This is a genomic window from Janthinobacterium sp. SUN118 (genome assembly GCF_030397695.1).
Classification (GTDB): Bacteria; Pseudomonadota; Gammaproteobacteria; order Burkholderiales; family Burkholderiaceae_D; genus Janthinobacterium.
This window is the reverse complement of the sequence record NZ_JAPUBV010000001.1, coordinates 1,932,727-1,957,261: the sequence shown is the minus strand read 5'-3', so window position 1 is coordinate 1,957,261 and position 24,535 is coordinate 1,932,727. Positions and strand designations below refer to the sequence as shown.

Here is a 24,535-nt window from a genome sequence, read left to right as displayed (position 1 = left end):
AGTATCATTCTCAAATAGCCCAGCTAGCCGGTACGTCGCGTTCCGTCAGCCCAGCTCATCCATTGCCTGGAGAACGCAGTGAGCACCGTCAGTCCCATCCATGCCGCCCACCTGAGCACCCTGTACAGCGAACACCACGGCTGGCTGTATGGCTGGCTGCGCGGCAAGCTGGGCAACCGGGCCGAGGCGGCCGACCTGGCGCAGGACACGTTTTTGCGTCTGCTGGGCAAGCGCGACGCCGCACCGCTGCGCGAACCGCGCGGCTACCTGGCCACCATCGCGCGCGGCCTGCTGATCGACCGCTACCGGCGCCACGCGCTGGAGCAAGCCTACCTGGAAGCGCTGGCGCAGCAGGCCGAGCCGACAACGATTTGCGCCGAGACGCACGCCATCATCATCGAGACCCTGCTGGCCATCGACCGCCTGCTCGACAGCCTCGGTGCGCGCACGCGCGCCATCTTCCTGCTGGCGCAAATCGAGGAATTGAGCTACGTGGACATCGGCCAGAGGCTCGGAGTGTCCCTGCCAACCGTCAAGAAACACCTGGTGCGCGCCTACACCGAATGCCTGCTGCTGGCGGCCGGCTGATGTTCGGCCCCGCGACCTCGCCTTCCGCCCCCCTTGCCCGCAAGGTGCTGGCCGCCGCCGCCCACTGGCACGTGGAACAGCAATGCGGCAGCGCCGACCCGGCCGCCCTGCAGGCATGGCGCGATGCCAGCGCCGAGCATGAACGGGCCTGGACCCTGCTGCAGCGCATGCGCGGCCAGCTGGGCACGATACCGCCAGCGCTGGCGATTCCCGCCCTGCAGGCGGCGCAGCAGCGCCGGCGCGCGGCGACCAAGGTGCTGGCCATGCTGGTGGCGGCCGGCGGCGGCATTGCGCTGGGCCAGGCCGGCTGGCAGAGCAGCCAATGGCAAGCGTGGACGGCGTCCCTGCGCACGGCGCCGGGCCAGCGCCGCCACGTGGCATTGGCCGACGGCGGCCGCATGGCGATAAACACGGATAGCGCGCTGGACGTCGATTACAGCGCCACGCAGCGCCGCATCCGCCTGCACCATGGCGAGATCATGATCACGACGGCGCCCGACCCGCGCCCCTTCCTGGTCGACACGCCGCACGGCGTGATCCGCGCGCTGGGCACGCGCTTTGGCGTGCGCTGCGACGAAGGTGCCGATGGCGCCAGCACCGTCAGCGTCTTCGAGCACGCCGTCGAGGTGCGCTGCGCGGCGCGGCCCGACGCCGTGCTGCGCCTGGACGCTGGCCAGCAGCTGCGCTTCACGGCGGCGGGCGCGGACGGCGTGCAAGCCATGCCCGCGCACCAGGACAGCTGGCTGCGCGGCATGCTGGTGGCCGCCGACTGGCCGCTGCGGCAGCTGGTGTCGGAACTGGCGCGCTACCGGCGCGGGCGCCTCGCGTGCGACGCCGCCGTGGCGCGGCGGCCCGTCACGGGCACCTACCGGCTCGACGATATCGACGCCGTCCTGGAAGGCCTGTGCGCCTCGCACGGCCTGCAAGTGACGTACTTCACGCGCTACTGGGCCACCGTCTCGGCCAGGACAGCATAATATTTTCCGTTTTTTTTGCGCCAGGGGTTGGTGTTTCGGCGTGCTGCTTCGGCTTCACAGGTAAGTAGCCGATTCATTCGCCATTTTCCTATCCCTCTGAGCAGAAAGACCGAGCATGCAGCCGAACACCCCCGTCCTCCTTCCCGCCGTCCGCGCCATCCGCCTGGCCATCATCGCCATGGCTTGCGCCGCCTTTGTCGCCGCGCCCGCGCTGGCGCAAGGCCAGTCCGCCGCTGCCGCGCAAGCCTACGCCGTGCCGGCCGGCCCGCTGGCCACGGCCCTGAACGATTTTGCCGTGGCCGCCGGCGTCAGCCTGTCGACCGACCCGGCGCAGACGCGGGGCTTGCGCTCGCCCGGCGTGCGCGGCAGCCATGGCGTGGCGCAGGGCTTTGCCCAGGTGCTGGCCGGCAGCGGCCTGGAAGCCGTGCAGCTGCCGAACGGCGCGTATGTGCTGCGCCAGGCGGCGCCTGCCGCATCGCCAGCGACGGGCGACAAGGTCATGGCCCCCGTGGTCGTGAACGCCAGCATGGAGCGCGACCCGATCAGTGAGCACAGCAACTCCTACGCGGCGCGCGCCGTCACCGTCGGCAAGGGCGTGCAGACCCTGCGCGAAATCCCGCAATCGGTCAGCGTCGTCACGCGCCAGAAGATGGACGACCAGAACCTCAACACCATCGACGCCGTGCTGGCCAACACCACCGGCATCACCATGTACGACAGTCCCATGGGCGGGCGCTATGTGTATTCGCGCGGCTTCATGGTTGAGACTTACCAGTTCGACGGCGTCAACCGCGCCATGTACTACCCGCAGGCGAACAGCTTTACCAGCAACACGGCCATGCTGGACCGCGTGGAAATCGTGCGCGGCGCCACCGGACTGCTGCAGGGCACGGGCTCGCCCGGCGCCGCCATCAACATGGTGCGCAAGCGCCCGCTGGCGGAAAAACAGGTGCAGCTGGCGCTGGGCGCCGGCCGCTGGAACGATGTGCGCGGCGAAGTGGACGTTAGCGGCCCGCTCAACGAGTCGGGCAGCATCCGCGGCCGCGCCGTGGCCGCGCACGACCAGCGCGATTATTTTTACGACGTGGCCGACAGCCGCACCGACGTGCTGTATGGCGTGCTGGAATTCGACCTGGCGCCGGGCAGCAAGCTGACGACGGGCGCCAGCCATGAAAAACTGAAGTCGACGCCGTTCTTCTCCGGCATGCCGCGCTACCGCGATGGCAGCGACCCGCAACTGCCCCGCTCGACCTTCCTCGGCGCCGACTGGAACCGCTGGGACAGCCGCCAGACGGCCGTCTTCGCCGAATTCGAACACCGTTTCGACGCCGACTGGTCGCTGAAAGCCAGCGCCAACTACACGCGCGAACGGCATGACGTGAAATACATGTTCAGCCAGGGCGCGATCAATCCCGCCACGCTGGCCGGCATGATGATGTACGGCGGCGTATTCGACTACGGCACCACCAACAAGGGCGTCGACCTGTCGCTCGATGGCAAATTCAACGCCTTCGGCCGCCGCCACGGCTTCAGTGCCGGCGTCAGCACCAACCGCCTGGAAAGCGACAGCGACTACAGCCTGGCCCTGCTGCAAAAGCCGAACAACCCGCTGCAGCCGAACCACGGCGTGGCCGAGCCGAGCGACGCCTGGTTCCGCGAGAACAGCTACCGCGGCGACCCCAGCGTCACCCGCATGACGCAGACGGGCGCCTATGGCGTGGCCCGCTTCAGCGTCAGCGACCCGCTCACCGTGGTGGCCGGCGCGCGCGTGTCGAACTACAAGTCGAGCAGCGTGTACCGCGACACGGGCGAGGTATACATCGACCCGTACCGCGAAAACGGCGTCGTCACGCCGTATGGCGGCGTGATCTACGCCTTCGATCCGCGCTGGTCCGGCTACGCCAGCATTTCCGACATCTTCCAGCCGCAAAACCAGCGCACGGCGGACGGCGCCCTGCTCGACCCGCTGAAGGGGCGCAACCTGGAAGTGGGCGTGAAGGGCGAACTGTTCGACGGCAAGGTGAATGCCTCGCTGGCCCTGTTCCGCATCGAACAGCGCAACCGCGCGGAGCTCGACCTGGTCAATACCTGCTCGAGCGGCACGGAATGCTATTTCTCGACGGGCAAGGTGCGCAGCGAAGGACTCGATGCGGAAATCAGCGGCGAGGTGGCGCGCGGCTGGCAGCTGTTCGCCGGCTACACCCTGAACAACTTCAAGTACCTGGAACAGACGTCGAGCGCGGGCGTGATGTTCGCCAGCACCTACTCGCCGCGCCACATGCTGCGCGCGTGGAGCGACTACCGCCTGCCCGGCGCCCTGCAGGCGTGGAGCGTGGGCGGCGGCGTGAACTTCCAGACCGAGAGTTCGCGCGTGACGCAGGGCATCACGGTGGCGCAGGGCGCTTATGCGCTGTGGAGCGCGCGTGCCGCCTACCAGATCGACCGCAACTGGACGGCGTCGCTGTCGGTGACGAACCTGCTCGACAAGCGCTACTACCAGACGGTGGGCGCGCCGGCCTGGGGCAATTTCTACGGCGAACCGCGCAAGGCGCAACTGACCTTGCGCGCGCGTTTCTAGGCGCTGTCAGGTCGCCGGGCGCAGGGGCGCCTTCGGCAGCGGGATGAATTCCGTCTCGCCCGGCACCTGCCCCATGCGCTGGGCGCTCCAGTCGTCGGCCGCCTGCGACAAACGCTCCTTGCTGGACGAGACGAAATTCCAGAACAGGAAGCGGTGGCCATCCAGCGGCTCGCCGCCGATGACGACGAACTGCACGGGACCGCTGCCTGCCGTCACGACAGGCGCGGCGCCCGCTTGCACGGCGCCCGCCTCCAGCAGGGCCATGGTGTGCGGCAGCAGCGCCACGCCATCGACCAGCACTTCGCCGCTGATCGGGTAGATCGCCGCTTCCGCCGGCAAGCCGTCCAGCCGCAGTTCCTTGCCTGCCTCCAGCGCCACGTCCAGGTACACCGTCTGCATGTAGGTGCGCACGGGCGAGGTCTGGCCAAACGCCGTGCCGATCAATACCTTCACCACGGCGCCATCGAGCGCCACGACGGGAATGTCGGCCTGCGGCGTGTGCGTGAAACTCGGCTCGTCCTCTTCGTGCGCCTTCGGCAGCGCGGCCCACAGCTGCAAGCCGTGCGTGCGGTGCGGCTGGCCCGCCAGGTCGGGCGGCGTGCGCTCCGAATGCACGATGCCGCGCCCGGCCGTCATCCAGTTGATGGCGCCCGGCTCGATGCGCTGGCAGGAGCCGATGCTGTCGCGGTGGTCGATCGCCCCTTCGAACAGATAGGTGACGGTGGCCAGGCCGATATGCGGGTGCGGACGCACGTCGTGGTTGGCGTCGGGCGCCACGTCGATGGGGCCGAAATGGTCGAAAAAGATGAAGGGGCCGACGGCCTGCTTCACGGCGGACGGCAGCAGGCGCCGCACGACGAAGCCGCCGCCCAGGTCTTTTTCGTGGCTTTTCAGGATGGCCGCGCTCATGCCAGCACCGTCGTCACTTCGGTCGTCACGGCCGTCATCAGTTTGTGCAGCGGGCATTTGCCGGCCGCGGCCAGCAATTCCTCGCGCTGCGCCTCGCTCAGGTCGCCCGTCAGGTGCAAGGTGGCGGCCAGGCGGTACACGCCCTTGCGCTCTTCGCTGGCATCGCGCTCGGTCGACACTTCCACGTGTTCCAGGGGGATGCCCTTGTGTTTGGCGTACCAGACGACGGTGAGCGCCTTGCAGGCCGACAGGGCGGCGTCATACAGGTCGTGCGGCGAAGGGCCGGCATCGCCGCCGCCCTCGGCCACGGAGGCGTCGGCGGAAATGATGTGGTCGCGCACGTGCACGATGTGGCGCATGGGTTGCGACTGGTCGCGGATGGCTTTGATGGTCATGGCGTTCCTTGGTGCGTTTGGAAAGCCACAATTTACACCGTTTGCCCGCTTTGCGCAGCCCGCCCCCGGGCGGCCTGCCTCCGTTTGATGCGGCACAGGGCGTCGGGCGTCGGCGCCATCGCAAGCCCAGGTCCGGCGCGACCCGGCTGAATGCCGCGCCCGTCGCATGAAGCGAGGGGCAGGCAGGCGCACGGGATGAGCAGCTGGCGGCTCACGGACCTCCGGCGCGGTCCGCCAGGACGGTTGATTTGCAACCGCGGCATGCCCCCCTAATCGAGCGTGCGCGCCACCCTGAAACCGACGATATCGTTCGACAGCACGGTGGAAAAGCCGTTGCGCAGGGCCGAGCGCAGGTAGCGCGGGTGGTACAGCCACGAGCCGCCGCGCAGGATGCGCCGGCTGCTGTCGCTGCCCTCTTCCCACGCGCTGCCGTCGACGGGCGCGCCCTGGTAATTGTCGTGCACGACGTCCTGCACCCACTCCCACACATTGCCGTGCATGTCGAACAGGCCCCAGGGATTCGGCGCGAAAGTGCCCAGCGGGCTGGTGCCGCCCCGGTACACGCCGCGCGGGCCGCCGTTATACACATACAGGCCGTCGTAGTTGGCTTGCTCGGTGCTGATGGTGTCGCCCACGTTGAAGGCCGTGCGCGTGCCGGCGCGGCACGCGTACTCCCATTCCGCTTCGCTGGGCAGCCGGTACTGCCGGCCCGTGCGCTCGCTCAGCCACGCCAGGTACAGCTGCGCGTCATTCCAGCTCACGCCCACCACCGGGTGCAGCTCGGTTTGCACGAAACCGGGATTATCCCAGTCCGTTTCCGCGCCGCCCGCCTCCCACCCCGTCGCTTTCACGAAGGCGCGCCATTCGCCCACGCTGACAGGGTGGCGCGCCAGCGCGAACGGGCGCTCGATACCGACCCAGTGCTGCGGCGTCTCGCGCTCCAGCCAGCTCTGCTGAGAACCGGCCTGCAGGGCCGCCTTGTGCTCCGTCTCGTGCGCCCCCATCTGGAAGCGGCCGCTGGGAATGAGCACCAGTTCCGGGCCCTGCCCCGAGCCATCGAGAAAATCGTCACGCAGCACGCCTTCCGCATTCGCCACCGGCTCCGCATGTTCCGCTTCGGCCGGCGCCGGCGCTGGCGGCTGCAGCTGCTGCGCCGCGGCGCGGCTGGCCTCTTCGCGGCGCGCCCGTTCCTGCTCGGCGCGATAGGCCGCTTCCGCTTTCGCGACGATGGCCTTGCGCTGCAATTCCTGGTGTTCCTGCAAGGCCGTCGCCGCATCGGCTTCGCGGCGCGCCCGCAACTGGCCGCGCAACGCTTCCTTGCGCAGCTTGCGCGCCTCTTCCGCCTCGAAGTGGCGCTGGGCTTCCTGCTCGCGGCGCACCTTGTCCTGGCGCTGCTTTTCCAGCGCGGCCGCCTGGATCTCGGCCTTGCGGCGCTGGTCCAGCTCTTCCTGGCGCGCGCGTGCCTGTTTGAGTTCTTCCTCGCGCGCCTGCTCCGCCGCCAACGCCGCCTGTTTTTGCTGTTGCGCCAGGCGCGCCTGTTCCTGGCGCGCCAGCTCCGCCAGTTCTTCCGGCGAAGGCCCGGCGGCCCGCTCCAGCCCTTCCAGCAAGGCTTGCACCGATTGCGGGCGCAATTCCGCCGTCAGGGAAAAGCCGTTCTGCAGCACTTGCCACTGGGCCGCGTTGAGCGCCTGCGGCGCCGACGGCAAATGGCTGGCGCTGCGCAAGCCGTCAAACGGCATGCGCCCTTCCAGCATCTGGTAAATCATCACCGCCACCGCATACACGTCCAGGCGCGGGCTGGGCTGGCGCTGGTGCGCGCCCGCTTCCGGCGCCCGGTAGCCCTGCGTGCCCGCATTCGGCATGTCCAGCGCCAGGCTGCTGTCGGCATTGCGCACGCGCGAGGCGATGCCGTAGTCGAGCAGCTTGATATCGCCCTTCGCCGTCAGGAAAACATTGCCGGGTTTCAGGTCGCGGTGCACGAGCTTGTGCTTTTCCCACGCATACGACAGGGCGTCCGCCACCGGTTGCAGCAATTCCTGCACGGCCGGCAGCGACAGCGCGCCCTCGCGCCCCAGGTAGTGTTCGAGGTCTTCGCCGTCCAGGCATTCCATGATGATGAAATAGCTGGCCGTGGCCGGATCCTGCGCCCATTCGTAGACGCGCACGATGTTTTCATGGGCCAGTTTTCTCGCCTGGGTGGCTTCCTCGATCAGCAGCTTGGCATGCGTGGCGCTCTGCGTCAGCTGCGGCGGCAATATCTTCAGCGCCACCATTTCGCTGCTGCCCAGCTCCGCGTGCGTGGCCAGGTCGGTGGCTTGCCACACCTGCCCCATGCCGCCCGTGCCGATCAGCCGTTCGAGCCGGTAGCGGCGGTTTTGCGGGCCGATTTCCTGGCCCGCCATGAAGCCCAGCTCCGTGCCCTGGCGCACCGGCAACGGAGCGGACACCGGCGCGGCACCGGGCGGCGCGTATTCGGCGTCGAGGATGGCGTTCTTGCGGCGTTCAAATTCCTGCTCGCTGAGCAGCCCGTCGTCGTGGAGGGCGCGCAGTTCCCGCAGTTTGTCTCGTGCTTTTTGCATCATCTGGGGTGAAACGCTTCCATCAAGGCTGCAGGGCGACGCCGCAGGCGGCGCAGAATTTGTCTTCCGGGTGGCCGGCGCGCTGCGCATGGCCGTTCTTGCAGCGCAACGGCGCAGTGGCGCCCGGCCCGACACCTGGCTGCAGGGCCTGCGCCACGGCCACGCCCAGCTGCGCCTGCGCCGTCAAGCCATGCGCGTGCGCCGCATTCTGCAGGTTGATCAGGTCGAGCTGCTGGCGCCGTTCGCGCTCGGCCTGGCCTTCCAGGTAGCTGCGCTCCTGCGCCGCGCTGTCCTGCGCCATGCGCAGCGCATCGGCGGGGGAAATGCTGTTCTCGGCGGCGGCCAGCGCCGCCAGCGCGTGGATCTGCTCGGCGCTCATGCCCGCCTGCAGCTGCACCCGCAGCACCTGCGCCAGCGCGGCCGCATTCGGGCCGTCCGCCATGGCCACCTTGCCCGTGTCGCTCAGGCTGCCGATCTTTTCAATGCGGTCGATGTCGATGCGCGCCAGTTCGGCCGCATGCGCCTGCTGCGCCAGCAGGGATTCGTACTCGCCCTTCCAGCGCGCGTAATCGCTGTCGCGCTGCTGCGCCATGGCCAGCAAGTCGCGCTGCCATTGCGCTTCCTGCTCCAGCTGGCGCAGTTGCTGGCGCTGTTCCTCGATGGCCAGCGCGTCGAGCTGCGCCAGGTGCGCCTGCTGCTGCAGCTGGCGCGCGTGCACGCCATCGGCCTCGATGGTGCGCAGCAGCTTTTCCTGCTGCGCGATGGCGTCCTCGCGCGCGCCGCCACGGCGCAGGGCGGCGACCTTTTCCGCGATCTCCGCCGCCTGCACCTGCGCCGCTTCATCCTTGTGCGCCTCGGCGCGCAGCAATTCGCGCTGGCGCGCCAGCTGCATCTGCTCTTCCCATTCCTGTACCCGCTCCGCCTCGCGCTTGCGCGCCGCATTGGCCAGCATCAGGCCCTGCCAGGCGGCCTTGTGTTGCTCCGCCTCCAGCTGCGCCTCGCGCTGCGCCGCCTCCATCTCGGCCTGGCGCAGGCGCGCCAGCTGCGTGCGGCGGCCCGCCTCGTCGTCGATCAGCAGCGCGCTTTCGATCTGCTGCGCGATCGCCTGCAGGTGCACCTGGTGCGTGAAACGCTGCTGCGCCAGCTGGATCTGCTCGCGCCCGTTCAGCTGCGACAATTCCAGCTCGCCGCGCATCCTGATGGCCGCCAGCGCGCGCACGTGCTCCCAGTTGGCGGCTTCGTCGGCCCGCTGCGCACCCTTCTGCGCCAGTTCCTGTTCCAGCTCGCCCAGCGCCAGCGCGGCGCCATGGTCGAGCGCCTGGCGCCGCGATTTCGCTTCCAGGATGCGGCCATACAGGTCGATCTGGCGCCCGCGCAGCGCCTGCAGGCGTTCCGCTTCCTGGTGGCCCAGCTCGGCCTTCCCCACCGTCGCATCCTGCTGCAGCTCGGCGCGGCGCTGCGCATGGCGCGCCGCCATCTCTTCGCGGCGGATGCGCTGCCACTCTTCCTCGTCATACAGCTGGTCGAGCTGTTTCATGCGCTCCATGCTGTGCTGCTCCAGCTCCGGCGCCGGCAAGCCGCCCAGCCACAGGGTGCCGATGCAGGCAGCCCCCTCGCCCTCGCGCTTGTCGTGGCGCAGCGCCAGCGTTTCCACGCGCGCCACGGCCAGGCCGCTCGGCGCCAGGCGCTGCGTCAGGGCCGATTGCAGGCGTTCGTTCAGTTCCGGGCGCAAGTCGGCGTTGGCGTCCATCTCGCGCAAGGCGCGGCTGCCGATGAATTCCAGCGCGATCTGGCGCACGGAGGGCAGCAGCAAGGCGTGCAGGTGGGCGCGCGTGACGGCGCCCGGCGCGCGCATGAACTGGCGCGCGAACGCATCGGGCTGGCCCAGCGCAATGTCGATGCGCAGGCTGGCGGCGATGGACAGCATTTCCGTGCTGGCCAGGTCGGGCAGGTCGAATGCCAGCGCCAGCGCGTCGGCGCGCGCGATCAGCACTTCGGCCGGGCGCGCCGGCAGCAGCGCGGGCAGGCGCGCAAAAAAGGCGGCGCTGTCGTAGTCGCCGGCGGGTATCAAGGTGAAAGCGTCCGTTTGCACGATCCAGGCGCGCGTCCCGGCCGGCACCTGCAGGCGGCGCGCCGCGCCGCCGAACAGCGAGGACAGTTCGCGCACGCCGAAAAACAGGGCCAGTTGCTCGTCGGCCAGGCGCCATTGGTTGGCGTGCAGCACCGCGTCGCTGTCGGGCGCGCCCAGCGACAGGCCGCATTGCGCGCAGTAGCCTGCGGCGGCGCCGTTCCGGTGCTCGCAACGGGGACAGCGGGCGCCGCCAAAACCAAACAATTGGAACATGTGTGACTCCTGATGAAAATGATCGTGTGCGCAACCGGGCTGCTGTGCCGATTCTAGCAGGACGGCATGCCAGGCACGCGCCGCGCGCGGCATGTGCGTAACACCGTCCAGTCTTAAATAATGCCATGCGGCAATTGCATTCATATGCCCGGATACAGGGCTATTTAGCCCTCAATTCAAGCGGTGCCGCTGCCGGCCCCATGCGCAGGCGTTTCAGCGCCGTTTTTTTGCAGGCCATCCCGCCAAAAACGCGTCCGGTCGCATCCGCATGGCGGCCGGACGCGCGCCTGGCTACAGTGCATGCATACCCACCCGCCACCCGAAAGGACATATCATGAAAACCCTGAAAAACATGGAAGCCATCTTCACCGTCGCCGTCGCCATCGCTTGCGGCGCCAGCTATGTCAGCTTCATGCAGCCATCGGCCGCCAACATGGCCGACGTGGCCCAAGCGGGCGCCATCCCCGTGGTGGTGGTCAGCGCCAAGCGCATGACGGAACACGAGAAAAAGATCTCGCTGATCGAAGAGCGCCAGGCCATGCTGGCCAACGCCAGCGCCAGCACCATCTGAGCGCCGCATGCCGACCCCACGCCGCCTGGCGCCCCTTTTCCCACCCGCGCCAGGCCGCCATTTGTATCCGCCACGGATACACGGACACACAGCATTGTGTCAATTGTAATAAGTTGAATCAAAGGCGAATCCGCCGCCAGCAAGTCGCTATAGTCCATTTCACGCAATTACCGAAATGGAGACGGAAATGAAACCCATCACACTCTACGCAGCAGCCATGCTCGCCATCAGCACCGCGGCTTTCCTGCCTGCGCAAGCCATGGCGCAAAGCCAGGTCGGCGTCAGCATTGTCATCGGCAACGCCCCGCCCCCGCCACGGTTCGAAAGCGTGCCGCCCGCGCGCAGCGGCTATGTCTGGGCGCCGGGCTACTGGAACTGGGACGGCCAGCGCCACGTCTGGACGAATGGCGAATGGCTGCGCGAACGGGGCGGCAATCAGTACCGCCGCGCCGCCTGGATACAGGAAAACAACCGCTGGCGCCTGGACCGCGGCGGCTGGGTCGCGGCGCAGGTACAGCCCGTGCGCTATGACGAAATCCGCAACGCCCCGCCGCCACCGCGCCGCGAAGCCATCCCGCGCGCGCGCCGCGGCTACGTCTGGGCGCCCGGCCACTGGGAATGGCGCGCCCAGCGCTACGCCTGGACGCCGGGCGTATGGATCGCCGAACGTCCCGGCTATGTGTATGCGCCGCCCGCCTGGAACCAGCGCGACGGCCGCTGGCAGATGGAGCAGGGCCGCTGGTCGCCACGCGGCCCGAACGGCGACCGCGACCGCGACGGCATCCCCAACCGCTATGACCGCGACAATGGCAACCGCCATGACCGCGACGGTGACGGCGTGCCGAACCGCGACGATCACCGCCCCGACAACCCGCGCCGCAGTTAACACGCGGCCGCAGTCCCCCACAAGGCCACCCATCGCGGTGGCCTTGTCATGCCCCAGACACATCCGCGTATTAGAATCGCGCGACGATCAATCACACTGCGCGAGAAAGATTCACGATGGCGATGGAAACTGCCGGCTTTACATATGGTTCGGACACCTCGGGCCTGGTCTGGGGCTTCCTGTTTGGTCGCGAAACGCAGCCGCTGGCGCTCGACTCAAGGGCCGCGCTGGCCTGGCTGGCCGATGGCGCGGCGCGCCCGGCGCAGGAATTCGTCTGGCTGCACTTCAATCTGTCGCATGCGGCCAGCGAAAAATGGCTGCTGACGCACACCCGGCTGGCCGACGAATTCTATGAAACCCTGCATCAGGGTTCCCGTTCGACGCGCATCGAGCAGGCGGAAAACACCCTGATCGCCGTCGTCAACGATGTGGTGCACAATTTCTCGTTCGAGGCGTCCGACATCGCCACCATGTGGGCCAGCGTGGCGCAGGACCTCGTCATCACGGCGCGCCGCGCGCCGCTGCAGTCGATCGAGCGCCTGCGCCAGGCCGTCCTCAAGAACCGCGAGCCGATCCGCTCGTCGGTCGAACTGCTGATCCATTTGCTGCGCGACCAGGCCGACGTGCTGGTCAACATCGTGCGCGACGCCGTGGCGCGGGTCGACGATATCGAGGACCATCTGCTGGCCGGGCGCCTGGTGCCCAAACGCGAAGACCTCGGTTCCATGCGCCGCGTGCTGGTGCGGCTGCAGCGCCTGCTGGCGCCGGAGCCGGCTGCCCTGTTCCGCCTGCTGCAACGCCCGCCCGCATGGGTGTCGGAACTGGACAGCCTGGAATTGCGCCAGTCGACGGAGGAATTTTCCGTCGTGCTCAGCGATATGTCCTCGCTGCAGGAACGCATCAAGCTGTTGCAGGAAGAGATTGCCGCCCGGGTCAACGAGGAAAACGGCCGCAGCCTGTTCGTGCTGACCATCGTCACCGTGCTGGCGTTGCCGATCAACATCATTGCCGGCATGCTGGGCATGAATGTGGGGGGAATTCCGCTGGCCCAGCATCCGCAGGGCTTCTGGATCATCGTCGCCATCATCGTCACATTTACAGTCGTGGCCGGATGGGTGGTGGTGCGCGTGCAACGCAATACCTAATTATCGGAAACACGGTATCGGATACACGGCCATGCGGGCGAACGGCAGGCGCCGTCCGCCATGGAGCTTGCGGTACTTAGCGGTGGTATTCGCCGGCCCGTTCAGGCTGATAAACGATTTCTTCGATCTTCACCTTCACCACGCCACCGGGCATGGGCCAGGCGATGCTGTCGCCGACGGACAGGCCCAGCAGCGCGCTGCCGACGGGCGCCAGCACGGAAATGCGGTCGGCCTGGCCTTCCACATCCTTCGGATACACGAGCGTCAGGCAGAACTCATCCTTGTTCTCCACCGTGAAACGCACGGTGGAGTTCATCGTCACGACGGTGGGCGGAATTTCCTGCGGCTCGAGCACCTCGGCGCGGCCCAGCTCTTCCAGCAAGGCGGCCTTGTCCGGCGACAGGTTATTTCCCAAGGCATACAACAACGCTTCCAGTCGTTCCAGGTCTTGTGATGACAAAATAATTTTTGGTTTTTTTTCCAAGATATCCTCACTGATTATCATTAGGGCGACGTCCGGTTTTGCTGGCGGCGCCGTACTTGGCCGCGCGAGACAAAACAAACAGCATCAGAACGTCCATCATCAGCGGATTATGGACGAACTCGCGGAGCAAGGCCATAGCGTTCGCGCATTCCCCATTAAAATTTATTAGAATCAATGACTTGCAAGGTAATATTTATACTGAAAGTAAACCGCCGCGTGGACTGCCCGATTTTCCCGGGTGCCGAGAAGTTATTCCTGATGGCATTTTGTTTACGCTTGGCATGTCTTTGCGAGGAAAAACCCGGCGCGCAAAAAAAGGATTAAAATTCAGATTCGATTATTATTAGAAAGACATGCTCCGATTTTTGTCTTGCGCCTGCCTGCCCTTACCGCTTCGCTATCGCATTGCCTGCCGCCGCCCACCTGCGGCAGGCGCACAAAATTGCCGCATACCCTGTACTTTCACGCTACAAAATGACAATATGTCGGCCTTAACAACACGTTGAGAGTTCCGGCTCACTTCGGTTTTCATCAGACTGGAACGTAAAGTATGGCAGGGCGAGGCAGGTTCACACGGGGCGGCGGCAGGCGGGGCCGGCAGGAAACGGCGTCATGATGGCGCCATTGATGCTGCCGTCGGCGCAGTTGCGCGGCGACCGGATAGCCAGGCTGAACCTGCTGGCCGCGGCGGCCATGCTGGCCGGCGCCAGCCTGCTGCTGATTTTGTTCCAATGGTTTTCCCTGCAGGCGGCATTGCAGCGCGGCCTGCACATCCAGGCCGACATGCTGGCGCCCGCCGCCACCGTGGCCTTGCGCCAGGACAATCGTCTTGCCGCAGAACAAGTTCTCGCCCCCCTCGCGGCGGCCCCCCATATCCAGCAAGCCCTGCTCTACACGCCCTACGGCGCGCCGTTTGCCCGCTACGCGCGCAGCAACGCCGATGCCGCGCCAGCCGCCCCCGTTGCCGGTCTACACGTCGACCTGCTGGCCGGCAACGCCAGCCTGCTCAAGCCGCTGCCTGGCGGCGGCGCCCTGTTCCTGCGCGCCAGCCTGGCACAGCAATACCGTAGCCTGGCGCACTTTGCCGCCTTCACCCTGCTGGTGAGCCTGTGCGCGTTCGGCCTGACGGTGCTGATGGTGCGGCGCACGCGCATCGCCGCCCAGCATGCGGAAAACCATCTGCACTACCTGGCCCACGTCGATCCCGTCACGCAGCTGCCGAACCGGCATGAGTTCAACGATGCGCTGGCCTACGCGCTGGCGCGCGCCGACCGCCAGGACAGCAGCGTGGGCTTGCTGCTGCTGGACCTGGACAACTTCAAGGTCGTCAACGACACCCTGGGCCACCATTGCGGCGATCAGCTGCTCAAGCTGGTGTCCGAGCGCCTGGTGGCCATCCTGCGCACCACCGACATCATCTGCCGCATCGGCGGCGATGAATTCGTCGTCATCGTCGAACCGGCCGACGACGCCTCGGAAATGGCCAGCGTGGCGCGCAAGATCCTCGCCGTGCTGGCCGAGCCGTTCGCCCTCGAAGGCCACCAGCTGTACGTCAGCGCCAGCATCGGCGTGAGCCTGTACCCGTTCGACGCGCAGGACGTGGCGACCCTGACGCGCAATGCCGATACGGCCATGTACCACGCCAAGCACCAGGGCAAGAACCGCTATGCCGTCTTCCAGTCGGAAATGGAGTTGCGCGCCCAACGCCGCCTGCGCATGGAGGCCAACCTGCGCAAGGCGCTGCAAAACGAGGAACTGTATGTGCACTACCAGCCGCAGATCGACCTGCGCAGCGGCCGCATCGTCGGCGTCGAGGCGCTGATACGCTGGAACTGCCGCGAGATGGGGCAGCTGAGCCCCGCCGAATTCATTCCCGTGGCCGAGGAAAGCGGCATCATCGTCGAACTGGGACGCTGGGTGCTGCAAAGCGCCTGCCGCCAGGCGGCCGCCTGGTGCAAGGCGGGCCTGCTCGACTCGCTGGAACACGTGGCCGTCAACCTGTCGGCCTGCCAGGCGCGCGATCCGGGGCTGATGGACGATATCCGCGCCATCCTGCATGAAACGCAGCTGCCGCACGGCTTGCTGGAGCTGGAAATCACGGAAGGCGTGTTGATGGACAATATCCACGCCAACGTGGAACTGATGCGGCGCCTGCAGGAAACGGGCATCCACCTGTCCGTCGACGACTTCGGCACCGGCTATTCCTCGATGTCCTACCTGAAGCGCCTGCCGATCGACCAGCTGAAGATCGACCGCAGCTTCGTGCACGATTTGCCCGGCGAAGGCGAAGCCATCGTCACGGCCATCATCGCCATGGCGCACAGCCTGCATTTGAAAGTGGTGGCCGAAGGCGTGGAAACCCTGCAGCAAGTGGAATTCCTGAGAAAAGCCGGCTGCGACAATGTGCAGGGCTTCTTCTTCGCGCGTCCCATGACGGCGGCGCAGCTGACGGCCCTGCTGCTGGAGCGGCGCGACTGGAGCACGCGGACGATCCTGCCGGCTTGAATTGCGCCAACGATGGCGCCGGATGACGCGCGGCGTTGCCGCGCTAATCCGAGCTGCCACTTGTCGGATTACGGCCGTTGGCCTAATCCGACCTACGCCATCAACGGGCAGGCCGGCTTAGCGCAAGGCGCGTGAGCCGACGCCTGCCGGTCTGAACAAGGGTGCGCGTAGGTCGGATTAGCGCTAGGCGCGTAATCCGACACCGCCAGCGCCACATCAAGCCAGCTTGGCCGAATGTTCGCGCGTGGCGTGGAAGGTCAGCTTCGGCCAGCGCTCTTCCGTCAGGCGCAGGTTCACGCCCGACGTGGCCAGGTAGGCCATGTTGCCGGCCGCATCGTAGGCCACGTTGTGGCCCAGCGCGTTCTCGAAGTCCTGCAGCACGCGCTTGTCGTCGCAGCTGACCCAGCGGGCACTGCTGATGCTGGTGCCTTCGAAGACGGCGTCGACGCCATATTCGTTGAGCAGGCGGCTGGCCACCACCTCGAACTGCAGCACGCCGACGGCGCCCAGCACCAGTTCGCCGCCCAGCACCGGCTTGAAGACCTGCACCGCGCCCTCTTCGCCCAGCTGCTGCAAGCCCTTGTGCAACTGCTTGATTTTCAGGGGATTACGGATGCGTACGGAGCGGAAGAAGTCCGGCGCGAAGTACGGGATGCCCGTAAACGTCAGCATCTCGCCTTCGGAAAAACTGTCGCCGATCTGCATGTTGCCATGGTTCGGCAAGCCGATGATGTCGCCCGCGTACGCCTCTTCCACCTGTTCGCGCGACGATGCCATGAACGTCACCACGTTCGACACCTTGATTTCACGCCCAAGGCGCAAATGCTTGACCTTCATGCCGCGCTCGAAACGTCCCGAGCACACGCGCAAAAAGGCGATGCGGTCGCGGTGGGCCGGGTCCATATTCGCCTGGATCTTGAAGACGAAGCCCGTGAATGGCTGTTCGGTCGGATCGACGGAACGCACGGTGGCGTCGCGCTCGCGCGGCGCCGGCGCCCAGTCGACCAGCGCGGAGAGGATCTCGCGCACGCCGAAGTTGTTGATGGCCGAGCCGAAGAACACGGGCGTCTGCACGCCGGAGAGGAATTCGTCCAGGTTGAACGGATGCGAGGCGCCGTGCACCAGCTCCACCTCCATGCGCAGCTGGTCCATCTCGAGCGGGAACATCTCCTGCAGGCGCGGGTTGTCGATGCCCTTGATGATTTCGAAGGCGCCGTCGGCTTTTTCCTCGCCGGCCTTGAACAGCATGATTTCGTCGTTCAGCAGGTGGTACACGCCGCGGAAGTTCTTGCCCATGCCGATAGGCCAGGTGACGGGCGCGCACTGGATCTTCAGCACCGATTCGAGCTCGTCGAGCAGTTCCAGCGGATCGCGCGTCTCGCGGTCCATCTTGTTCATGAACGTGACGATAGGCGTATTGCGCATGCGGCAGACGGCCAGCAGCTTGATCGTCTGCGCTTCCACGCCCTTGGCCGCATCGATCACCATCAGCGCCGAATCGACGGCCGTCAGCACGCGGTAGGTATCTTCCGAGAAGTCCTGGTGACCCGGGGTGTCGAGCAGGTTGACGACGTGGTCGCGGAATTCGAACTGCATCACCGAGGAAGCGACGGAAATGCCGCGCTGCTTCTCGATCTCCATCCAGTCCGACGTCGCGTGGCGGCCCGATTTGCGCGCCTTGACGGTACCGGCCATCTGGATCGCGCCCGAGAACAGCAGCAGTTTTTCCGTCAAGGTGGTCTTACCCGCATCCGGGTGGGAAATAATGCCGAAGGTGCGGCGGCGCTTGACTTCGCGCGCGATCACGGCCGGCGCCTTGCTGCTGACGGCGCTGCTGGCGGAATCGGTCGCGCTGTCCGCGCTGTCGGTGGAATCGGGGGTAGTGATGTCGTTCTCGTTGGCCATATTGGTGACCATAATATGGCCCTCGCAAAAAACCCTCGATTTTACAGAAGGTTGGGCACTCCGTGTGAACTGTTCCACTCCCGGGCGCGGCAAAAATGGACATGCCGGGGCCCGCTTCATCAAGGGGTCACAATTGGCAGGCAACATTGCACTGCAGAAATGTTGTCACCCTACCCTGGAAACCCGATGAAAATGCTCCTCACCCCCGCCATCCGTCTCATGCAGCGCTTGCGCCTGCTGCCCAAATTCATGCTCGTCTGCCTCGTTTTCTTGCTGCCGCTGGCGCTGGCGACCACCCTGCTGATCTCGGAACTGGGCAAGTCGCTGGCGCAGGCGCAGGATGCGCAGCGGGGCGTGACATATGTGCGCCAGCTGCAGGAAGGCACGCGTTTGCTGCAGCAGCGGCGCGGCCTCGAGCACCTGCGCCTGAGCGGCAAGGCGGGCATGGACAATACGGCCCTGAACCCGCGCATCACGGCAGCGCTGGCAGGCCTGGGCCGCATGCCGGCCGGCGCCGGCCTGCCGCAGGCGGCCGAGCTGGTCAAACAATGGCAAGCCCTGCTGGGCCGCCAGGCCGCCATCACGGCGCGCGACAGCTACGCGGCGCACACGGCGCTGCTGCGCCAGGCGGGCAAATTGAGCCAGCTGGTGGCCGACCGTTCGCACCTGAGCCTGGACCCGGACGCAGGTGCCAATCATCTGAGCGCCGTATTTACGGCCACGCTGCCCGACCTGGCCGAGGGCCTGGCCGACATCGCCGGGCGCGGCGCCGCCTACATCGACACGGGCCTGTTCGAAGCGAATGAAGACCAGCTCGTCAACGCCAACGCCCTGATCGCGCGCCACGAACTGGAACGCCTGCCTGCCCGCTACGCGGAAATCATCGCCGCCAAGCCGGCACTGGATGCCAGCCTGCAGCCGGCCCTGAAGGCGCTGCCGGCCGCACTGGCCTTCCTTGAGCGCACGAAGAATGAAGTGACGAATTCCTACGACCAGACCTCGGGCGCGCAATTCCACGCGGCCGGCATGCAGGCCATCGACGCCCTGCACGCGCTCTCTGGCGCCTCCGCCGGCGCGCTCGACCATCTGCTGGCCGAGCGCATCGCGCGCGACCAGGCGCGCCGCGCGCTGATCCTGGCCGCCATGCTGCTGGTGCTGCTGGCCGCCGCCTACCTGTGCGCCGGCTTCTACGCCGCCTTCGCGCGCGACGTCACGCAACTGCGCGTGGCCGTGAAAGCGGCGGCGGCGGGCGACCTGTCGCAGCGCATCACCTCGCAGGCGCACGACGAGATCGGCGACCTGGTGCGCGACTTCGGCGCCATGACGCATGGCCTGGCCACCCTGGTGCAGGAAATCCGCGGCGGCGCGGCCGTCATCGCGGCGGCCGGCGCCGACATCGCGCAGGGCAACGCCGCCCTGTCCGGCCACACGGCCACGCAATCGGAAGCGCTGGGGGCCACCGTGGGCTCGATGCGCGAGCTGACGGCCACCGTGGGCCGCAACGAAGCCCACGTAGGACAGGGACGCACGCTGGTGGCGTCCGCGGCCGAGGTGGCCCTGCGCGGCGGCGAGACCGTCAGCGCCGTCGTCGAGACCATGGCCTCGATCAAGGCCAGCTCGCACAAGATCGTCGACATCATCGGCGTCATCAACGGCATCGCCTTCCAGACCAACATCCTGGCCCTGAACGCGGCCGTGGAAGCGGCGCGCGCCGGCGAACAGGGACGCGGCTTCGCCGTGGTGGCATCCGAAGTGCGCAGCCTGGCGCAGCGCTCGGCGGCGGCGGCGCTGGAAATCAAGCGCCTGATCGGCGATTCCGTCGCCACCGTGGACGCCGGCGGCGAACTGGTCAACGCGGCCGGCAGCACCATGCGCCAGGTGGTGGACGCCGTGCAGCAGGTGGCCGTGGTGATCGGGCGCATCAGCAGCGCCGGCGCCGAGCAGAATGCCGAGATCACGCAGATCAATGGCGCCCTGGCGCAGATCGACGACATGACGCGCCAGAACGCGGGCCTGGTCGACGAGGCGCGCGCCGGCTCTCAGCGCCTGCACCAGGAGGGCGAGGCGCTGACGCAGGCCGTCAGCCGCTTCCGCCTGCATGAAAGCGACGCCGCCAGCGCGCGCCCGGCAGCGGCGCCGGCCAGCCGCGAAGGCTTGCCCAGCGTGCGTCCGGCCGGCCTGTGGAGCGCGAATAAACCGCGCGTAATATCACAAAATCGCACACAACGGCGCAAGGCTTGACAGTCAAAAGTGTGCCTGTAGGACTAGGACTACAATTTCGCCTCAAAAGAGACTACAAAGTGGCGACTGCTAATCTTATGTTCGCCACTTACATAAGCTTTTAAAGTAGCTACATCGCGATCTGCACCGCGCGGCTGAAAAAAACGCTGTTACCGAATGGAACGGCGGCTTGTTTCAGCCAGCAACGCGGCAGTCGCACTCCGATGTAAAAAGCCTGTGAGGAATACTATGAACCATACTCAACTTAGCACCCCGGTCCAGAAGAACCAGTTGCTGCCGCGCGCCATGCCGGCGGCCGGCCGGGAAATCAAGCTTGCGTCGCGGGTTAGCCTCAGTAGTGCTCAACAAAATGAATTGCTGGGCGCCTTGCCGCGCGCGGCGCTCGAATCGCTGTTCGAAGACCTGGAACTGGTGGAACTGCCATTCGGCAAGGAACTGTATGCCTACGGCAACAACCTCGAATACAGCTACTTCCCCACCACGGCCATCATTTCGCTGCTGTATGTGATGGAAGATGGCGCCACCACGGAAATCGCCGTCGTCGGCCATGAAGGCGTGGCCGGTGCCTCGCTGCTGGCAGGCGAACGCGCCATGTGCACGGCTGTCGTGCAGAGCGCCGGCTACGGCTACCGCCTGAAAACGCAAAGCTTGCGCGATGCCTTCAACCAGGGCGGCGCCCTGCCCCAGTTGCTGATGCGCTATACGAATGCCCTGTTTGCGCAAATGGCGCAAAACGCCGTCGGCGGCCGCCACAGCTCGATCGAGCAAAAACTGTGCCGCTGGCTGCTGGACCGTCTGGACCGTTCGCCATCGAACGAATTGAAAGTGACGCAGGAACTCATTTCCATCATGCTCGGCGTGCGCCGCGAAAGCATCACGGCCGCCGCCGGCAAGCTGCAGGAAGAAGGCTTGATCCACTATCGCCGCGGCAATATCACGGTACTGGACCGCGCCGGCCTCGAATGCTATGCGGGCGAATGCTACAAGGTAGCCAAGACGGAATACGACCGCCTGCTGCGCGACGTGTCGCGCTGCTGATCTGAATCAACAAGACAGGCAAAAAAATGGCCGGGCGATTTGCCCGGCCATTTTTTTTGCACCAAGAAACTTTACGCCTCGGCATCCGCGTCGATGTCTTCCGGCTCCGGCGTCAGCGGCAGCGGGATCACGGCTTCCACGCACGTGCCCTTGCCTTCCGGGCCCTGGCGCACGGTCAGGGTGCCGCCCAGCAGCAAGGCCCGTTCGCGCATGCCCAGCAAGCCGTGCGACATGGGTTTTTGCAGCGCATCTTCCGTGATGCCGATGCCGTCGTCGATGACGCGCAGCACCAGGCCGTGCTCATTGCGCTTCAGGGTCACGCTGACCATGCCGGCGCGCGCGTACTTCAGGATATTCGTCAGCGATTCCTGCACGATGCGGAACAGCGCGATGGTCAGCGTCGCTTCGCGGTTATCGATATTGATGGCCACGTCCGTGTCGCAGCGCACCGAGCTCATGCGCGCAAAATCCTCGCAATAGCTTTCGATGGCGGCGCATAGGCCCAGGTTGTCGAGCAGGCTGGGGCGCAAGTCTTCGACGATGCGGCGCTTGAGCTCCACCGTTTCCAGCAGGGTCGCCTTGGCGCGGCGCAATTGCGCGGCCAGTTCCGGCTGCGCGTGCGCCAGCTGCTGCGTGACGGCGCCCAGGTCCATGCTGATCGACGTCAGGTTGGCGCCCAGCTCGTCGTGCAACTCGCGCGCCAGGCGCGCCTTTTCCACTTCATTGACGCTGATCAAATGACGCGACAGCACGGATAACTGTTCGGTACGTTTGCTGACCGTCGATTCCAAGGTGTCGTTGGCGTTTTGCAGCGCATACTCGACGGCGGCGCGGTTCTGGAAGCTGCGCCGCACCAGCTGGTAAAACATGATCAGCACGAGGATGGCCAGCGCATTGATGCCGATGCCCAGCAGGACGGCTTTCTGGTACTCGTGGTAAAAGGCGGCGCTGCCGGACGACAGCGCTTCATTCTGTTCGCGCGTCATGATCACCACCTGCAGGCGGATCTCGTCCATGGTGGCGCGGTCATCGGTTACGCGCGAAATATTGACGATCTCGGCCAGCCCGCCCTGCTTGTAGACGTCGATCGACTGTTGCAACATCGACATTTTGCGCCGGATCAAGCTTTTCAGCTGGGCCAGATTCTTCAGCTGCGTGGGACTGCCGGCCAGCAAGGTCTGCAGCTCGTTGAATTCGTTTTCGATTTCCGTGGACGCCGTCTTCGACGGGCCCAGGTAGGTTTCCGAGCCGGAAATGAAATAGCCGCGCAAGCTGCTTTCCGCATCGAGCACGAGCACGTTCAGATACTGCAGGCGGTCGGCCACGCGGGCGCTCTGGCTGAGCAAGGCATTCGTGCCCTTCAGCGACTGCAGGTTATGAAAGAGACTGAAACCATTGAGTACAAGCAGCAAGGCGCAAGTCACGCACAGGATCGTCTTGTACAGGGGCAGGCGGTGATTCGGGGCCGGTTCAGCGGTGAAATACATCCTGGTGTGCATCCTTAGCAAGGTTCGGCGCGGGAGAGAGCGCCGGCGCCGGCCAATTATAGTCCTCGCCACAAACTGCTGCACTGCACAACATCAAGTCGTGCCTGGCTAGCTGGCTGAGCGATCATATTTCCATGATCGCACCGCAGCGCTAGTCAAGCAAATTGTTTTTCATTGCGTAATAGGTCAAGTCGCTGTTGGATTGCAAGCCCATTTTTTCCATGATGCGCGTACGGTAAGTACTCACGGTCTTGATGCTCAGCGACAAGGCCACGCCGATGTCGGACACGGTGGCGCCGCGCGCCAGGCGCAGGAAGACCTGGAACTCGCGGTCCGACAATTCCGTATGCAGGGCGGCATTCGTGTCGCGGTCGAAGGACTGCGCCAGCAGTTCGCCCACGGTGGAACTGACGTAGCGGCGGCCCTGGAACACGGTGCGCACGGCCGTCATCAGCTCGTCGGCTTCGCATTCCTTGTTCAGATAGCCGTTCGCGCCCATCTTGAACAGGTTCAGCGCGTACTGCTGCGCAGGATAGCCGCTGAGGATCAGCACGGGCAATTCCGGCTGGCCCTGGCGGATCGTGCGCAAGGTATCGATGCCGCTCTGATCGGGCATGGCTATGTCGAGCAGCAATACATCGCATATTTCGCGGCGGGCGATATCGAGCGCTTCGCGCCCCGTACCGGCTTCCGCCACCACACTGAAATCGCTCGACGACGAAAAAATCTGTTTGAATCCAGCTCGTACTATTTGGTGATCATCACAAATGGCAACGCGTATCATTGTTTCCCCTTAAATTTTCCTGGTCTGGGAAAGACTACCGGAACCTGAACGCTGCTCCGGTTCAGCGTTACTAACAAAAACGCAACATTAACATTATATTCAAAATGCGGCGCACCGTACGATACCGGCCGTGCGCGAAAACAATACGCCGAGGCGTGGCGCCAATTCAGTATAGTCAGTCGGTATCGGACAACCCGACCTATATTGGTACAAATCTTATTTTAGCAAGTTTAAAATCGCAATTAATTCATTGCGTATCCATACGCGATCGAGCGGCGCTTCCTGCGGCAGCAAGGGGCCGTCCGGCAGCAGCGGCAGATCGTCGATGACGGCATGCGCCGCGCCACGGCTGTCGAGCTTGTTACGCGCACCGCTGATGGTAAAGCCCTGCTCGTACAGCAGTTCGCGGATGCGCCGTATCAGCAGCACTTCATGGTGCTGGTAATAGCGGCGGTTGCCGCGCCGCTTCACGGGCTTGAGCTGGGAAAACTCTTGCTCCCAGTAACGCAGCACGTGGGGCTTGACGCCGCACAGCTCGCTCACCTCGCCGATCGTGAAGTAGCGCTTGGCCGGGATGGGCGGCAAGGCGATCAACTCGGTTTTACTGATGCGCTCGTTCATCGCCACTCACTCAGGCAGCACGGGCCAGCGGACTGGTCTCTTCGACCATGCTCTTCAGCTTCTGGCTCGCATGAAAGGTCACGACACGGCGTGCCGTGATGGGGATCTCTTCGCCCGTCTTCGGGTTGCGGCCCGGCCGTTGCGGCTTGTCGCGCAACTGGAAATTGCCGAAACCGGACAGCTTGACGGCTTCACCGCGCTCGAGCGCATTGCGGATCTCGTCGAAGAAGGTCTCGACCATGTCCTTCGCTTCGCGCTTGTTCAGGCCCACCTGTTCGAACAACAGTTCGGCCAGTTCCGCCTTGGTCAAGGTGGGTAAATCTTTTTCCGCTTCCTGGCGCACTTTGGCAACCAGCATGGCCCGATGCAGATCGGCGGCCAGTGCGGACTGCAGTACGGCGGAATCAACGTCGCTATTATTAATTTTCCTGCCCTGCCTTTTCTGTGCGCCCGAGCCCGCCACATGGCGGACGCGTTAACGGTTGACGGCGGGCCGGC

Annotated in this window: 19 protein-coding genes; 9 read left to right on the top strand and 10 right to left on the bottom strand. The window is 65.6% G+C overall.

Annotation, left to right across the window (positions count from 1 at the left end; all coding sequences use genetic code 11):
- Nucleotides 1–78 precede the first annotated feature (78 nt).
- From O0880_RS08945 to O0880_RS08935, 3 genes are all read left to right on the top strand, one after another.
- Nucleotides 79–588: a sigma-70 family RNA polymerase sigma factor gene (locus O0880_RS08945; RefSeq protein ID WP_289886066.1), complete on the top strand. Its 510-nt coding sequence runs from the start codon at nucleotides 79–81 to the stop codon at nucleotides 586–588.
- Entirely contained in the window at nucleotides 588–1,565 is a 978-nt protein-coding gene (locus O0880_RS08940; protein ID WP_289886065.1) for a FecR domain-containing protein, read from the top strand. Before O0880_RS08945 ends, O0880_RS08940 begins: the two co-directional genes overlap by 1 nt.
- A gap of 115 nt (nucleotides 1,566–1,680) precedes the next feature.
- Nucleotides 1,681–4,143, top strand: a complete 2,463-nt coding sequence (locus O0880_RS08935) for a TonB-dependent receptor (protein ID WP_289886064.1) — start codon at nucleotides 1,681–1,683, stop codon at nucleotides 4,141–4,143.
- Between the two features lie 6 nt (nucleotides 4,144–4,149).
- Here O0880_RS08935 and O0880_RS08930 read toward each other — a convergent pair whose 3' ends face one another.
- The 4 genes from O0880_RS08930 to O0880_RS08915 all read right to left on the bottom strand — a co-directional run bounded on the left by O0880_RS08930 (nucleotide 4,150) and on the right by O0880_RS08915 (nucleotide 10,370).
- The gene (locus O0880_RS08930; protein ID WP_289886062.1) at nucleotides 4,150–5,052 is read right to left on the bottom strand and encodes a pirin family protein; all 903 of its coding nucleotides are present in this window, start codon (nucleotides 5,050–5,052) and stop codon (nucleotides 4,150–4,152) included.
- Nucleotides 5,049–5,447, bottom strand: coding sequence for an OsmC family protein (locus O0880_RS08925; protein ID WP_289886061.1), 399 nt, complete (start codon nucleotides 5,445–5,447; stop codon nucleotides 5,049–5,051). Before O0880_RS08925 ends, O0880_RS08930 begins: the two co-directional genes overlap by 4 nt.
- 269 nt (nucleotides 5,448–5,716) lie before the next feature.
- Nucleotides 5,717–8,029: an SUMF1/EgtB/PvdO family nonheme iron enzyme gene (locus O0880_RS08920; RefSeq protein WP_289886060.1), complete on the bottom strand. Its 2,313-nt coding sequence runs from the start codon at nucleotides 8,027–8,029 to the stop codon at nucleotides 5,717–5,719.
- A gap of 19 nt (nucleotides 8,030–8,048) precedes the next feature.
- Complete coding sequence (locus O0880_RS08915) at nucleotides 8,049–10,370, bottom strand: hypothetical protein (protein WP_289886059.1); 2,322 nt, start codon at nucleotides 10,368–10,370, stop codon at nucleotides 8,049–8,051.
- Nucleotides 10,371–10,704: 334 nt separating this feature from the next.
- On the opposite strand from O0880_RS08915, the gene O0880_RS08910 reads away from it, so the two are divergent.
- From O0880_RS08910 to O0880_RS08900, 3 genes are all read left to right on the top strand, one after another.
- The gene (locus O0880_RS08910) at nucleotides 10,705–10,941 is read left to right on the top strand and encodes a hypothetical protein (protein ID WP_071323087.1); all 237 of its coding nucleotides are present in this window, start codon (nucleotides 10,705–10,707) and stop codon (nucleotides 10,939–10,941) included.
- A gap of 187 nt (nucleotides 10,942–11,128) precedes the next feature.
- Nucleotides 11,129–11,827 (top strand): YXWGXW repeat-containing protein, encoded by a 699-nt coding sequence (locus O0880_RS08905; RefSeq protein ID WP_232251198.1) that lies wholly within the window; start codon nucleotides 11,129–11,131, stop codon nucleotides 11,825–11,827.
- 116 nt (nucleotides 11,828–11,943) lie between these two features.
- Nucleotides 11,944–12,972: a transporter gene (locus O0880_RS08900; RefSeq protein WP_198043896.1), complete on the top strand. Its 1,029-nt coding sequence runs from the start codon at nucleotides 11,944–11,946 to the stop codon at nucleotides 12,970–12,972.
- Nucleotides 12,973–13,048: 76 nt separating this feature from the next.
- On the opposite strand, the gene rnk is transcribed toward O0880_RS08900, so the two are convergent.
- Complete coding sequence (rnk, locus tag O0880_RS08895) at nucleotides 13,049–13,456, bottom strand: nucleoside diphosphate kinase regulator (protein ID WP_198043895.1); 408 nt, start codon at nucleotides 13,454–13,456, stop codon at nucleotides 13,049–13,051.
- 612 nt (nucleotides 13,457–14,068) lie between these two features.
- Here rnk and O0880_RS08890 point away from each other — a divergent pair.
- Nucleotides 14,069–15,961, top strand: a complete 1,893-nt coding sequence (locus O0880_RS08890; protein ID WP_289886055.1) for an EAL domain-containing protein — start codon at nucleotides 14,069–14,071, stop codon at nucleotides 15,959–15,961.
- Between the two features lie 216 nt (nucleotides 15,962–16,177).
- Here the strand turns inward: O0880_RS08890 and O0880_RS08885 are convergent, their stop codons facing one another.
- On the bottom strand, nucleotides 16,178–17,866 hold the full coding sequence (locus O0880_RS08885; protein ID WP_071326354.1) for a peptide chain release factor 3: 1,689 nt from the start codon (nucleotides 17,864–17,866) through the stop codon (nucleotides 16,178–16,180).
- A 186-nt stretch (nucleotides 17,867–18,052) separates the two neighbouring features.
- Here O0880_RS08885 and O0880_RS08880 point away from each other — a divergent pair, with 186 nt between their 5' ends.
- Nucleotides 18,053–20,107, top strand: a complete 2,055-nt coding sequence (locus O0880_RS08880) for a methyl-accepting chemotaxis protein (protein WP_289886053.1) — start codon at nucleotides 18,053–18,055, stop codon at nucleotides 20,105–20,107.
- 228 nt (nucleotides 20,108–20,335) lie between these two features.
- Nucleotides 20,336–21,145, top strand: coding sequence for a Crp/Fnr family transcriptional regulator (locus O0880_RS08875; protein WP_071323083.1), 810 nt, complete (start codon nucleotides 20,336–20,338; stop codon nucleotides 21,143–21,145).
- A 71-nt stretch (nucleotides 21,146–21,216) separates the two neighbouring features.
- Here the strand turns inward: O0880_RS08875 and O0880_RS08870 are convergent, their stop codons facing one another.
- The 4 genes from O0880_RS08870 to O0880_RS08855 form a co-directional block, all read right to left on the bottom strand.
- Nucleotides 21,217–22,632, bottom strand: coding sequence for a CHASE3 domain-containing protein (locus tag O0880_RS08870; protein WP_071323082.1), 1,416 nt, complete (start codon nucleotides 22,630–22,632; stop codon nucleotides 21,217–21,219).
- A gap of 151 nt (nucleotides 22,633–22,783) precedes the next feature.
- Nucleotides 22,784–23,416 carry a response regulator transcription factor gene (locus O0880_RS08865; protein ID WP_034783185.1) on the bottom strand — a complete coding sequence of 211 codons (633 nt, stop codon included), beginning with the start codon at nucleotides 23,414–23,416 and terminating at the stop codon, nucleotides 22,784–22,786.
- A gap of 216 nt (nucleotides 23,417–23,632) precedes the next feature.
- The gene (locus O0880_RS08860; protein WP_071323081.1) at nucleotides 23,633–24,037 is read right to left on the bottom strand and encodes a MerR family transcriptional regulator; all 405 of its coding nucleotides are present in this window, start codon (nucleotides 24,035–24,037) and stop codon (nucleotides 23,633–23,635) included.
- Nucleotides 24,038–24,047: 10 nt separating this feature from the next.
- On the bottom strand, nucleotides 24,048–24,395 hold the full coding sequence (locus O0880_RS08855; protein WP_010399205.1) for an integration host factor subunit alpha: 348 nt from the start codon (nucleotides 24,393–24,395) through the stop codon (nucleotides 24,048–24,050).
- Nucleotides 24,396–24,535: the final 140 nt, after the last annotated feature.

Bases quoted from the DNA above. Each gene is read 5' to 3' on its own strand.
- O0880_RS08940 (WP_289886065.1), top strand. From the start codon at position 588: ATGTTCGGCCCCGCGACCTCGCCTTCCGCCCCCCTTGCCCGCAAGGTG.
- O0880_RS08935 (WP_289886064.1), top strand. From the start codon at position 1,681: ATGCAGCCGAACACCCCCGTCCTCCTTCCCGCCGTCCGCGCCATCCGC.
- O0880_RS08930 (WP_289886062.1), bottom strand. From the start codon at position 5,052: ATGAGCGCGGCCATCCTGAAAAGCCACGAAAAAGACCTGGGCGGCGGC.
- O0880_RS08925 (WP_289886061.1), bottom strand. From the start codon at position 5,447: ATGACCATCAAAGCCATCCGCGACCAGTCGCAACCCATGCGCCACATC.
- O0880_RS08920 (WP_289886060.1), bottom strand. From the start codon at position 8,029: ATGATGCAAAAAGCACGAGACAAACTGCGGGAACTGCGCGCCCTCCAC.
- O0880_RS08915 (WP_289886059.1), bottom strand. From the start codon at position 10,370: ATGTTCCAATTGTTTGGTTTTGGCGGCGCCCGCTGTCCCCGTTGCGAG.
- O0880_RS08910 (WP_071323087.1), top strand. From the start codon at position 10,705: ATGAAAACCCTGAAAAACATGGAAGCCATCTTCACCGTCGCCGTCGCC.
- O0880_RS08905 (WP_232251198.1), top strand. From the start codon at position 11,129: ATGAAACCCATCACACTCTACGCAGCAGCCATGCTCGCCATCAGCACC.
- O0880_RS08900 (WP_198043896.1), top strand. From the start codon at position 11,944: ATGGCGATGGAAACTGCCGGCTTTACATATGGTTCGGACACCTCGGGC.
- O0880_RS08890 (WP_289886055.1), top strand. From the start codon at position 14,069: ATGATGGCGCCATTGATGCTGCCGTCGGCGCAGTTGCGCGGCGACCGG.
- O0880_RS08885 (WP_071326354.1), bottom strand. From the start codon at position 17,866: ATGGCCAACGAGAACGACATCACTACCCCCGATTCCACCGACAGCGCG.
- O0880_RS08880 (WP_289886053.1), top strand. From the start codon at position 18,053: ATGAAAATGCTCCTCACCCCCGCCATCCGTCTCATGCAGCGCTTGCGC.
- O0880_RS08875 (WP_071323083.1), top strand. From the start codon at position 20,336: ATGAACCATACTCAACTTAGCACCCCGGTCCAGAAGAACCAGTTGCTG.
- O0880_RS08870 (WP_071323082.1), bottom strand. From the start codon at position 22,632: ATGTATTTCACCGCTGAACCGGCCCCGAATCACCGCCTGCCCCTGTAC.
- O0880_RS08865 (WP_034783185.1), bottom strand. From the start codon at position 23,416: ATGATACGCGTTGCCATTTGTGATGATCACCAAATAGTACGAGCTGGA.
- O0880_RS08860 (WP_071323081.1), bottom strand. From the start codon at position 24,037: ATGAACGAGCGCATCAGTAAAACCGAGTTGATCGCCTTGCCGCCCATC.
- O0880_RS08855 (WP_010399205.1), bottom strand. From the start codon at position 24,395: ATGCTGGTTGCCAAAGTGCGCCAGGAAGCGGAAAAAGATTTACCCACC.